Genomic DNA, 12,330 nt, shown 5'->3' on the forward strand with positions numbered 1-12,330 from the left:
TAACCTCCATCTTAGATTCATAGACATACGCCTTCATTCTAGCATGATAAGGACTAAAAAGCATTAAGAAATATAGTTTATTGATAAACTTATTAGAAGATAAAAAACTCTGTCCATTTAGGGACAGAGTCAAAATTTTATAGACTGCGTAACCAAGCTAAGAAGCGTTTGATTATAGAAGGATCTTGCGGACTTGACAGTTTAGTCTGATTATCACGAGCGGGATTTAGTTTACTGAGTCGAATTTTGCGACTCTGTTTTTCTTTAGCTAAGCGCTCATCGAGATCTTTTTGACGTTGGCTGGCTCGCTCGATTAAAATTTCTTGCGAGTTGATTTTTTGGTCTTCAATGATAACTGGGCGGATATATTCGCCGTTTACTTGCAGTTCACGTGCTTTCATATTATCAGCTAATTGAAGCTCTAAATAGTCCACTATATCGGCCTCGATATCCTTATCTAAGATCGGGAATTCAATTTCGACACGCTTAATCATATTGCGCGTCATCATATCAGCTGAAGAGAGGAATAGGTGGTTATCACTATTATGGTTAAAGTAATACACACGGGAATGTTCCAAAAAGCGACCAACAATTGAACGTACACGAATATTATCAGATATTCCAGGAATGCCCGGTTTCAAACAGCAGATACCTCTAACAATTAGATCAATTGAAAGACCCGCTTGACTGGCTTCATAGAGCTTTTGGATGAGGGGAAGATCGGTTAAGGAATTCATTTTAGCAATGATACGACCATTACCGTATTGTTTTTGAAAAGCAATTTCCTCATCAATATAATCCATTAGAGAATCCCGAATGGCAAAAGGTGAAACATGTAAATGTTTATAATCTGGCAAGCTGCTATAACCACTTAAATAGTTGAAGAAATCAGTAGCATCATCCGTTAAACCAGGGTGCGTCGTAAATAAGCCCATATCGGTATAAATTTTTGCTGTTTTGTCATTGTAATTACCTGTTCCTAGATGAAGGTAAGGTTGGATTTTATTATCCTCCTTGCGAATGACCAGTGAAATTTTGGAATGGGTCTTTAGTTCACTAACACCATATAAAACGTGACAGCCTGCTTCTTCTAATTCTTTGGCCCAATAAACATTATTTTCTTCATCGAAACGTGCTTTTAGTTCCACCAACACGGTAACTTCTTTTCCGTTTTCGGCAGCGGTTTTTAAGGCTGAGATAATGGGAGAGTTTTTAGAAACTCTGTAAAGGGTCTGTTTAATGGCAATGGTTTGAGGATCTTGAGCAGCGTACGCTATTAAGTTAACTACCGGATCAAACGAATCATAAGGGTGGTGGAGGAAGATGTCATGGTCTTTGGCCTGGGTGAATAGGTCTTCTCCTAAATGTTTGGGATTCAGGTAGGGTATATGCTCCTCAAATAAGAATTGAGGGTTATTTTCACCAATTTCTTCTCTTAAGGCAAAAAGGAAAGTTAAATCGAGCGGCCCGTCAATTAAGTAAACAGCATTTTCTTCCAACTCAAAAACTTCTTGTAGATAAGTAAGGTTTTGTTCAGAAAAATTCATTAAGCGTGAGCGGTCAATTTCAAGCCGGACAGCCATTCCATTTTTTCTTTGTTTGACATAGTCTTCAATTAGAACTAACAAATCGGAAGCACCGTCTTCTGCAATTGAAAAATCTGCATTACGTGTAATTCGAAAAGGATAAGCAGCCACAACTTCATAGCCTTCAAAAATACGATCAAGGTGGTGGATGATAATGTCTTCCACTAAGACGATGGTATGGACTTGTCCTTCAATAATGAAATAACGTTCAATCAGCTGAGGAATAGGAAGAATCGCTCGATGCTCTTTGCCATCCTTTTCCAGCTTAACCATAATATTTAAAACTTTATTGACAAGGTGAGGGAAAGGCCGGTAGGCATCGATTCCTAAAGGAGAAAGAGTCGGTAAGAGTAAGGTCTTAAAGTAATAGTCTATTTCTGCTTGTTCAGATACGGATAATTCACCGATGGACTTCATTTGGTAGCCAGTATTTGGCAAGAGAGGCATTAATTCATGGTAGCGTTGGTATTGTTTAGCGACATTGCGTTGATTGCGCTGACTAATGTTTTCTAATAATTCTTCGGGTGTTTGGCAGGTTTTATTTTCAGAAACCTCCACACCAGCAAGGTGTTGATCGTAAACTCCCGAAACTCTGACCATAAAGAATTCATCGAGATTTGAAGAGGCAATGGCTAAGAAATTTATTTGTTCCAGTAAAGGATTGGTCATATCATAAGCATTGTCAATACAACGTAAATTAAAGTCTAGCCAAGATAATTCGCGGTTAAAATAAAAGTCAGGATTATCAAATTGTCCGCGATTTTTTCTTGAGTTAGAAATGCGCTTATCCTTATTCACTGTTTTCTTTTTCTTTTTTTTGGTCTCAGTCATTTCATTTCTCCTCTCAGTTTTCTTTAAGCCTCTAAGTCAACATACTTTAGTTTTAAGCTTCCATCTAAGCTACGAGCAATATGTTTGGCGTGACGATCTGCTCGATATTGCTCGGCTACCACAGGGCCATTGTGATAAAGGGTTAGGATATAGTCTTTTTTCTTTTTTTCTAATTTAATATTTTTAATCGGAGAAGTTTTAGAATCGTTTAATGATTGGCTAAATTTTAAAATACCTCCTAAAGCTTGTAGTTCTTTTATATCTTCACTACTAAACCAATTGCTGAAAGACTGACAATATTGATTGAGTAAAGATTTATTACGATAACTGCTTAATAAAGCTAAGCGGACACGGTCGCGATGTGAAAAACCGGCCAAATCCATATTGGATAAAAGATAGAAAGTTGTCTGGGAATCAGCTTCTTTAGAGATGAATTGGCCACATCGGTAGAGATAACTTGCCATTTCTAATTCAACTTGCTGAGCATAGGAATAATCCATTTGTCCTAAATCAGTCAGTTGTTTATAAAGATCGATCGCTATTTTACTCCGAATTTCTGCAACCTTTGGATGCACTTTGAAATCACGACATACTTTGGCGACACTTCGAACGTGAATATGCTCAGGATTAATAGGCTGGTTAAAATGATCATTCAAGTAGTAAGTAATAACACCATCTCTCAGCCCTTGTCTAGAAATGAATAGGGTAGGCGCATTGACGATTTGAAAAAGCTCAATTAATGCTAAGTTAGCTGGAATAATGATGTCAGTTCGATCAGAACTTAAACCGTCAATATCTTGCATATCTTGGTAATTTGTTGACTGGAATAGGTCGAGTGTGGTGTTTAGATTTTTTTCAGAGAGTCGATAACCATGTAAGCCAGCAATGGGATAATTCTGTAGGCGTTGATGAACTTGAGCGATATTACGCGCAGAACCACCGACCGCAACGATCGGGTACTTAACCTTCTTTAGCCAATCCAGTGACTTAAAAGTTTTTTGTAAATAGCGTCTTGTCTTTTCAATGGCTGTTGAATCATTATGGTCTTTATCTTTAAAGAACTTTTCCTTCAAGCTGACTACGCCAAATGGAAAGGAATGGTATTGTTTAATCTCTTTGTTTTCTGACAAGGTTATTTCACAAGACCCTCCGCCCATATCGATAGTCACCATATTACGATTAGGTAAGGAGTGCGAAATAGCGTACTGGCCCAGCGAAGCCTCTTCTTTTTCTGATAAGATGCGAATTTCAATGCCAGTTTCTTCTAATACCCGCTGTATGATTTGCTCTTGGTTAGCTGATTGACGAATAGCTGCTGTAGCAAAGACAATTAACTCCTCAATTTTATGTGCTCGAGCGGCATAGTTAAAACTAGCTAGCGTTTCAGTTAGTTTCTGAATCCCTTTATCAGACATCATTACCTGGTCGTTTTCATCTTTATTCAAGTATTGAGATAAACGTGCAGGCGCTTTAAGGTTAGTAATTTCATGAACATCATAATATTGATCGATTGCATAAATCACCATACGAATAGTATTTGAACCGATATCAATTAAACCTACTTTATTGGAATACATATATTTCCACCCATCTATTGTGACTTAGTAACATCTTGGTCTTTATTTTTTATTTAAGACTTCTTCAATGGCAGCAGCAATCTCGGAAGAGTGAGAAACAACCTTTCCGTTAAGTTTGATCAATCCCACAGTGTATAAGTTAACATAGGCGAACTGTGATTCTGCAACTTCTTTGAGTGCTTCAATTTTTTGAGGGTTATCCGCGCCTTGTTGACGGGAGTCTGAAAACAGACCAATAATAGGAATGCCGGCTTGGTAGGCAATACCAATTTCACTGGCTACACCTGGATCAATGGTTTGTCCATCTAAGACGGCCAAAACGATATCACTTGCTAGCACTGCTTCCGTATCCAAACGAGCAATCATCTTTGAATCGGCATAGGCTTGCTTATCGTTAATTTCAGCTTGTTCTTGTGGTAAGAAAATATCTAAAGAAGGTATGGCTTGTCTTAATTCATTAGCAACTTTTTGGTTGAAGGCTAGTTCCATTTCATTAAAAAGGGGACTTGCAAAATATAATTTAGTCATGATTAAATCCTTTCTTTAAGTAAGTTTTTTAATTGCTGATACTTCTATTATAGTAAATTTTTTTAGTTTGGTGTATCAATTCTAGGAATTCCATGAAAATTAATTGATTCACAAAAAAGGAGTGGCTCAACTTGAGCCACTCCTCGAATGAGTTGTTAATTATTCAGCAAAAAATTTTAAGCGTAGAGCATTAAGTAAAACAGAGATAGAAGAAAAGCTCATAGCTAAGGCGGCTATCATTGGGTTAAGTAAGGGACCACCAAATAGATAGATAATGCCCATCGCAAAAGGAATGCCTATCACATTATAGAAGAAAGCCCAGAAAAGGTTCTGTTTGATATTGCGGATAGTCGCATGACTCAAATTAATAGCGGTCGGAATGGTGGTTAAATGGTTATTCATTAACACAATATCAGCAGATTCAATCGCAATGTCGGTCCCAGACCCGATCGCCATGCCGATATCAGCTTGTGCTAAAGCAGGGGCATCATTAATGCCATCACCGACCATAATCACTTTATTGCCGGTTGCTTGTACTTCCTTCACAATACGTGACTTATCTTCAGGCAAAACTTCGGCAAAGACTTTATCCACTCCTACTAATTGACCGATATGTTCTGCTGTGGCTTGATTATCACCTGTCACCATCATCACCTTAAGACCCATTGCTTTGAGAGTTTTTATTACTTCCATACTCGATTCTTTTATCGGATCTGAAATGGCTAATAAGCCTTGGAAATGGCGGTTAATTGCATAGAAAATAACAGTTTTGGCTTCATGACTCAGTTTATCTGCTAGTGAGAGAAAATCTTGAGGGATGGGTTGGCTTAATATTTCTTCCATTAAACGCTGGTTACCAATATCTATGTTTTCGCCATTAATTTCAGCAGTAATTCCCTTACCTGTAATTGATTGGATTTGCTTCAAAGCCTGATATTCTATGCCGAAACTTTCGGCATAATCGACAACTGCCTTGCCAAGAGGGTGTTCTGAGTTGGCTTCAACACTTGCTAACTTACTTAATAGAATAGCTTTATCTTTTTCATCAACAGGATAAAAATCAGTCACACTCGGTTGACCTTGGGTGATAGTCCCTGTCTTATCAAGCAAAATAGTATCTGCTTGGTGAGTAGTTTCTAGACTGGCACTACTTTTAATTAAGATCCCTTTTTGTGCAGCATTACCTGTTCCCACCATGATAGCTGTTGGAGTGGCTAAACCAAGCGCACAAGGGCAAGCGATAATTAAAACACTAATAAAAATCTGTAAACTGAAAGTTAAGGATTGATTCATTATAAAGAACCAGAATAAACCACTGATTAAGGCAATCACCATAACTGTTGGGACGAAATAAGACGCTACCACATCAGCAAATTTAGCAATTTGAGCTTTGGAAGATTGAGCTTCATTAACTAATTGAATAATTTGAGAAAGTGTAGTGTCTTGCCCTACTCGTTCTACCTCCAGGGTAAAGCCACCGGTTTTATTTAAACTAGCTCCAGTTACGCAGTCGCCTTTACTTTTATTAACCGGCATGGCTTCACCAGTTAACATCGATTCATCGACACTGGATTGACCCTCAAGAATGATTCCATCCATTGGAATGGTATCTCCAGGTCTAATTTGCAAATGATCTCCTGGTTGAATGCGTTCGGTTGGAACAATTTCAATGGAGCCATCCTCTTTAATTCTACGTGCCTCTTTAGGTGCTAAATCCATTAGGGTTTTAATCGCTGAAGAAGTTCGTCCTTTAGCAATGTCTTCTAAATACTTGCCGATTGTCATTAAAGAGACAATTACTGCAGCTGATTCAAAGTATAATTCAATCTCTTGACTATTTTGAAGAGGATTGATGAATAGAAAGAGCGTTACGACTAGACCTTGAACAAAAGCGGCTCCACTACCTATTGCGACTAAGCTGTCCATGTTGGGGTGGCCATTCAAAAGACTCTTGAATCCACGAATAAATAAATCTTTACCTAAATATAAAACAGCACTACTTAAAATCATCTGAATGAGGGCATGAACGCTTGGATGTTGCTTTATTGAAAGAGAATCCGGAATAGGAAGGCCAATCATTGGACCCATTGCTAAAAGAAAGAGTGGCAGAGTGAACAGGACCATACCCATAATTTTTTGCTTGGACTTTTTTAAATATTGCTGTTCTCGCTCTAAATCTTTTTGATATTGTTCTTCAGGAGAAATAATTAAACTGGCATTATAACCCGCTCTTTGCACCGCCTCAATCGCTTTATCTGGCTGGGCTTTATGATCCCACTCAACATTCAATGTTGAAGTAGCAAAATTGACTTGAGCAGACTGAACGTCCGACAGTTGATTGGCTGCTTTTTCAACTGTTTGCGCACAAGAAGCACAAGACATTCCCTCAATCCGAAAGTTTTGAATGAGCGCTTCATTAATCGAAGGTAATAGCTGATAGCCTGCCTTTTCTACTCGATCAGCCAGTGTCTCAAATGTGACCTTTTGTGGATCAAAATTGACTTTTACAGAGTGGTTCAGTAGATTTACTTCGGCTGTTTCAACACCCATTGTTTGATTAAGCGTTTTTTCGACTGTCATTGCACAAGAAGCGCAGGACATTCCATCAATAGTATAAGTGCTTGATTGCATTTTAGCCCTCCTTTAGGGATCGATTATTTGCTTAAATGATAGTGAGTATCTTTAAGCACATGATTAAAATCTTCCATAGCTAAAAAGTCTTGATGCTCAATAGTAAGCTCTTTAGTATCCACTTGGATATTTACTTTCTCAACTCCATCCATTGATAAAAGCAAATCTTGAATAGTTTGAGCGCAGTGGCTGCAAGACATACCTTGGACTTTAAAATCTTGTTTTTTCATGATAATTCCTCCATTAATTAATGAGACCATGAGTGACATTGACATTGACCGACTGGGCAATTACATTTTACTTGGCTTGGAGCCTGCTTGCCCTTATCCTGCAATTGTTTTATCAGCTGTTGACAATCAGCTTGTGATAAGATGACATCATTAATTATTTGATGAATAAAAGGAGCCTTATCTTTATTGCAAATGCGGTTCAGTAGCTTACTTATTTCTGCATGAACCGCCTCTTTTTCAGAAATATTTGCTTGATATTGATAGGGTTTATGTTCTCCTTCAAGAGTCAAATGTTCTTTTTGCAATAAGCGGTTAATTAAAGTTTTTATAGTAGCTTCTTTCCAATCAGAAAATTGACTAGCAGTATCGATAATTTGGCGTGAAGTAAGTGAATGATGGGCCCAGACTATCCGCATAATTTCCCATTCTGCATCAGTGATCGATGGGACTGAAAGACTTTCTTGCATAAGAAAACTCCTCTCTGATTACACATGTAACTTCACTTAAAGTTTACAACTGTAGACATCAAATTGCAAGTCATAACTTAGTCTTTCATTAAATTTACTAGTATAATAAAGAAAAATATCTGAAGGAGTAAATAAAATGAAAAAGTACTACAAATTATTGATTTTAGTAGTAGCAGTTACAATGAGTTTAGTAGCTTGTGAAAATTTTAATCAAAGCTCTTTTAAGTCAGAAAAAACCCCAGACCAAATTCTTAATGATTCCATCAATTTGGATAATCAACAGATGAGAATGACTAATGAAACTTATCAAGAAGAAGTAGCTGCTGACCAAGCCTATTTGATTCAAAAGGCAGACTTATATTTTGAGACCTTAAAATATGAGGAGGCCAAACAAGCTTTATTTGAAGTGATTGAAAAAAGCAAAGGCAGCATTCACTATCAAAATGAGTATTTGATAGATGGTGGACAATTTTCTGATAGTGAGCAAGAGTTGCGTGAGTTAATTTTGACTGCGCGTATTCCACAGGCGAACTTTAATCAAACAGTTGAGAAACTCCAAGACCTGCCGGATGTTTCTTTGCAATCGTCAAGTAGAGGGTCCCAAGATGTCACTCGCTCGGTCAATGATATTGACATCCGTTTACAAGCCGTAGAGGATCGTTTAGACCGGTTAAATGCCTTATTAGATCACGCAGAAAAAATTGAAGAAATTGTCCAAATTCAAACTGAAATTGAAAATGCTATTATTCAAAGAGATCAATATTTAGCCGAACAAGCTAACTTGGAAAATCAAATAGAACAAGCCACTATCAATATTACTTTGAGTGAGCGCTATGTTCTAGCAGAAGAACGCAATCAAAATTATTCCTTTATAGGTCGTATAGCTAATACTTTTAAAGAAGCTTTGATTTCTACCAAGTGGATGCTAGAAAATCTTGTTTTATTATTGGTAGCAGCTTTACCCTTCTTAATGATTTGTTTGGCAATCTATTTATTGTATCGCTTATTTTTTAAAAAGATTGCCGATAATTACCGTAAATACTATCCTCAAAATGAGAAAGAAAATCGAATGTTAAATCGTGCTAAACATGAACAGAATATCAAACAGAATTTCCATCCAAGTGAAACAGATGAAAAGTAAATGAATCAGATTATATACCTTATCCCAAAGACTAGATACAATTTTAAATAAAAATATTGAGAACAATTTTATAAAAGTGTATCATTAAGAGTGACAGTGAATATTAAGGAGTGATCGAGCAATGTTTCAACAGTTACAAGAAAAGATAAAAGGAAAAGGCATCAAAATAGTGTTTCCTGAGGGGACTGACCCACGTGTTTTAGGAGCAGCAGTACGCTTGCATGCCGAAGATATTGTGGAACCGATTGTTTTGGGTAATAAGGTAGAAATTAAACAACTAGCCAATGAAAAAAATTGGGTGATTGAAGGGATTACTCTCCATGACCCTGAAGAATATCAAGCAATGGATCAATTGATTGAAGCTTTTGTTGAAAGACGTAAGGGTAAGAATACTAGAGAAGAAGCTATTGAACGCCTAAAAGATCCTGTATACTTTGGAACCATGTTGGTTTATACCAATCAAGCGGATGGAATGGTATGTGGAGCCGTTTACTCAACAGGAGATACAGTAAGGCCTGCTTTACAAATTATCAAAACACGACCAGGCGTAAAATTAATTTCAGGAGCCTTTATCATGGTTCCACCTCATACCAATGGTCAAAAATTAGTGTTTGCAGATTGCGCTATTAATATTAATCCTGATGCACAATCTTTAGCTGAAATTGCGGTAGAAAGTGCTAAAACAGCTGAAATCTTTGGTATTGATCCTAAAGTGGCGATGTTAAGTTTTTCTTCTTATGGATCAGCCAAATCACCAGAAGTAGATAAAGTGGCAGAAGCGACTAAAATTGCGAAGCAATTAGCACCCGAATTGACCATTGATGGTGAAATGCAATTTGATGCGGCTATTGTTCCTGAGGTGGCTGCACAAAAGGTTCCTGGGTCTATTCTTGATGGACAAGCGACTGTCTTTGTTTTCCCAGAAATTCAATCTGGAAATATTGGCTATAAGATTGCGCAACGCTTAGGTAATTTCCAAGCTGTTGGACCAATTTTACAAGGACTGAATAAACCCGTTTCAGACCTTTCAAGAGGGTGTGTAGAAGAAGATGTGTTTAAAGTAGCGATTATCACAGCCAACCAGGCTCTAAATAACTAACCTAAATAAATTATAAACCAAGCTCCTCAAGCAGATTTTTGATTGAGGAGCTTTTCCCATGCAAATCTAATGAGAATCATTTTCACATTTGTGAAGAACATGTTACAATGGATTTTGTGAAAAATTACTTATTGGAGGAAATCAATGAAAAAAAGTTTAATGAAGCGACTCTTATTGTTGTCAACCCTTGCCTTAAATAGTTTCACGCCACTTGCAGTGAATGTAAACGCTATGGAATCAGATGTAGAAAGCTTAAATTCCAGCTTGCAATCTATTCAAGTAAAATCAAATCCAGAGATAGAATCTGACAATGCTGTGATTCCTGGTGAAAGTGAAGAAGAACCACAAGAAACACCTGCTAGAATGGAAGTTGATTCACAAGGTGAAGGCGAAACACCTTCACAAACTCCCTTAACTATTGAAGAATATAAAAAGTTGGACGCCACAACACTTGCTGAAATGGTCAGAAGTGGAAGAACAACAAGTAAAGAATTAATTGAATTTGCTTTTCAAGTAATCGAAGAAACAAATCCTGATTTAAATAACGTTATTTCAACACGCAAAGAAGCTGCTTTAGCTGAAGCTGAAGCGATGGAAGATACTGGTCAGCCTTTTTATGGTGTGCCGATGTTAGTGAAGGGTCTAGGTCACTCTGTGGAAGAGGGTAGCAATACACTCGGCTTCAAGTTTTTGGAAGATCAAACATCTTCTAGAGATGGTCGCCAAGTAAAAGCTTTTAAAGAAGCAGGCTTTATTGTAATCGGTCAAACTTCTTATCCGCAAATGGGTTGGATCAATGTAACTAATTCTGAATTGTATGGTGACACACATAATCCTTGGAATTTAGCCCATAATCCGGGAGGATCTTCAGGGGGATCTTCAGCAGCTGTCGCAATTGGGCAAGTACCAGTCGCAAGTTCCAGTGATGCCGGTGGTTCTACTAGAATTCCAGCTTCTTGGTCTGGTTTAATTGGTTTACATCCATCGAGAGGAATTTTAACATGGGATAGCAGCTCAATAAACAATCAAACCACCCACTTTGCAGAGACTAAATCAATGCAAGATACAATTACACTTTTTGAGACCTTATTAAACGAAAAGACGCGTGAACATGTACTGCAAGGAAGCTTTGACAAGACCACTCCCATAGCCTACACAACCATGACTCCTGCTGGAACGCCGATATCAGAAGATGCTATTCAAGCAGTTCGAGAGGTAGCCAATTTCTTAAAAGGTGAAGGTTATTTAGTCGAGGAAGTAGCTTATCCAGTAGATGGAAAAAAATTAATGGAGCAATACTACATTCTTGCTTCTTCGGCTGCTGGCTCTTTGGACTACATAGCAAAGAGACCACTTGGTCGACCAATTCAAAGAGAAGATGTGGAATTGCTAACTTGGGCTTTATACCAAACATCAAAGGATTTAACTAAAGAAGATGTAGCTGGAGCTTGGGACTATATCCATCAAGTGACAGAAGATATGAACGCTTTCTATTCAAAATATCCATTTTTATTAACAGCTACTAATGCTTACCCAGCTCCAAAGGCTGATTATAATCATATTAGTCCAGAGCTGGCTGAAGTAATGGAAGACATGTCTGGTTTGAGTAAAGTTGAAAAATTACAAGTAATTTATGATCAATGGTTACCAGCGTGGACTTTGACTCCTTACACTCAATTGGCTAATCTAACTGGTACACCTGCACTGAGCTTACCAACATATTTGACAGATAAAGGACTGCCGATGGGTGTAATGTTCAACACATTTGCTAAAAACGACCGCAGTTTACTACAAATTGGGAAACTGTTAGAAGAAAGCAATCGCTTTATTACCTACTATAATCGTCCGAGTGATGATAAGGAATCAAATCCAGATGTGGAGCCAGATACAGACAACATCTTAAATCCATTTCCGGGAGCGGATGAAACAGTAGGAAATGGGGCAGATACTCAAATTGAGGACTTGGATGACCAAAGCAATATTGAAGAACAGGCTGAAGACAATCATTTATCCAATAGCCCTTCTTCACAACCAGTCGTAAAGGATCATCAAGTTCAAGCCACTGATTCAGCGAAGGATACACTTCCAAACACTGGGGAAAGTGATCAGCTGGTCATGTACAGTATAAGCCTTACTTTATTCGGCATCGCCGGTTACTTCGTTCGTAAAAAATAAGGCAATTTAAAGGGGCTGTATCATAAGTCTCAAACCGAAAAACCACTATAAACGTTGTTTAAACA

Annotated in this window: 9 protein-coding genes; 3 read left to right on the plus strand and 6 right to left on the minus strand. The window is 37.7% G+C overall.

Annotated features, from left to right (window positions below):
* Nucleotides 1-137 precede the first annotated feature (137 nt).
* The 6 genes from ACQV2G_RS03540 to ACQV2G_RS03565 all read right to left on the minus strand — a co-directional run bounded on the left by ACQV2G_RS03540 (nucleotide 138) and on the right by ACQV2G_RS03565 (nucleotide 7,850).
* On the minus strand, nucleotides 138-2,417 hold the full coding sequence (locus ACQV2G_RS03540) for an RNA degradosome polyphosphate kinase (protein WP_428876137.1): 2,280 nt from the start codon (nucleotides 2,415-2,417) through the stop codon (nucleotides 138-140).
* Nucleotides 2,418-2,440: 23 nt separating this feature from the next.
* Nucleotides 2,441-3,994, minus strand: a complete 1,554-nt coding sequence (locus ACQV2G_RS03545) for a Ppx/GppA family phosphatase (RefSeq protein WP_428875099.1) — start codon at nucleotides 3,992-3,994, stop codon at nucleotides 2,441-2,443.
* Between the two features lie 42 nt (nucleotides 3,995-4,036).
* On the minus strand, nucleotides 4,037-4,522 hold the full coding sequence (locus ACQV2G_RS03550; RefSeq protein WP_428875100.1) for a nucleoside 2-deoxyribosyltransferase: 486 nt from the start codon (nucleotides 4,520-4,522) through the stop codon (nucleotides 4,037-4,039).
* A 159-nt stretch (nucleotides 4,523-4,681) separates the two neighbouring features.
* A complete protein-coding gene (locus tag ACQV2G_RS03555; RefSeq protein ID WP_428873299.1) occupies nucleotides 4,682-7,153 on the minus strand; it encodes a heavy metal translocating P-type ATPase in 2,472 nt (823 codons plus the stop codon).
* A gap of 23 nt (nucleotides 7,154-7,176) precedes the next feature.
* Entirely contained in the window at nucleotides 7,177-7,383 is a 207-nt protein-coding gene (locus ACQV2G_RS03560) for a heavy-metal-associated domain-containing protein (RefSeq protein ID WP_428873300.1), read from the minus strand.
* Between the two features lie 17 nt (nucleotides 7,384-7,400).
* Entirely contained in the window at nucleotides 7,401-7,850 is a 450-nt protein-coding gene (locus tag ACQV2G_RS03565) for a CopY/TcrY family copper transport repressor (RefSeq protein ID WP_428873301.1), read from the minus strand.
* A gap of 136 nt (nucleotides 7,851-7,986) precedes the next feature.
* Between ACQV2G_RS03565 and ACQV2G_RS03570 the strand changes: the two genes are divergently transcribed.
* From ACQV2G_RS03570 to ACQV2G_RS03580, 3 genes are all read left to right on the plus strand, one after another.
* Nucleotides 7,987-8,991, plus strand: a complete 1,005-nt coding sequence (locus ACQV2G_RS03570) for a DUF4349 domain-containing protein (RefSeq protein WP_428876138.1) — start codon at nucleotides 7,987-7,989, stop codon at nucleotides 8,989-8,991.
* Nucleotides 8,992-9,112: 121 nt separating this feature from the next.
* A complete protein-coding gene (gene pta / locus ACQV2G_RS03575) occupies nucleotides 9,113-10,090 on the plus strand; it encodes a phosphate acetyltransferase (protein WP_428876139.1) in 978 nt (325 codons plus the stop codon).
* 144 nt (nucleotides 10,091-10,234) lie between these two features.
* A complete protein-coding gene (locus ACQV2G_RS03580) occupies nucleotides 10,235-12,265 on the plus strand; it encodes an amidase family protein (RefSeq protein ID WP_428876140.1) in 2,031 nt (676 codons plus the stop codon).
* The last annotated feature ends 65 nt before the right edge of the window (nucleotides 12,266-12,330 follow it).

Origin of the sequence: Facklamia sp. P12955, from assembly GCF_050409565.1 — a bacterium.
Taxonomy (GTDB): Bacteria; Bacillota; Bacilli; order Lactobacillales; family Aerococcaceae; genus Facklamia.

Coding starts and splice junctions, on each gene's coding strand:
- ACQV2G_RS03560 (WP_428873300.1), bottom strand. CDS start 7,383: ATGAAAAAACAAGATTTTAAAGTCCAAGGTATGTCTTGCAGCCACTGC.
- ACQV2G_RS03565 (WP_428873301.1), bottom strand. CDS start 7,850: ATGCAAGAAAGTCTTTCAGTCCCATCGATCACTGATGCAGAATGGGAA.
- pta (WP_428876139.1), top strand. CDS start 9,113: ATGTTTCAACAGTTACAAGAAAAGATAAAAGGAAAAGGCATCAAAATA.
- ACQV2G_RS03570 (WP_428876138.1), top strand. CDS start 7,987: ATGAAAAAGTACTACAAATTATTGATTTTAGTAGTAGCAGTTACAATG.
- ACQV2G_RS03550 (WP_428875100.1), bottom strand. CDS start 4,522: ATGACTAAATTATATTTTGCAAGTCCCCTTTTTAATGAAATGGAACTA.
- ACQV2G_RS03580 (WP_428876140.1), top strand. CDS start 10,235: ATGAAAAAAAGTTTAATGAAGCGACTCTTATTGTTGTCAACCCTTGCC.
- ACQV2G_RS03545 (WP_428875099.1), bottom strand. CDS start 3,994: ATGTATTCCAATAAAGTAGGTTTAATTGATATCGGTTCAAATACTATT.
- ACQV2G_RS03555 (WP_428873299.1), bottom strand. CDS start 7,153: ATGCAATCAAGCACTTATACTATTGATGGAATGTCCTGCGCTTCTTGT.
- ACQV2G_RS03540 (WP_428876137.1), bottom strand. CDS start 2,417: ATGACTGAGACCAAAAAAAAGAAAAAGAAAACAGTGAATAAGGATAAG.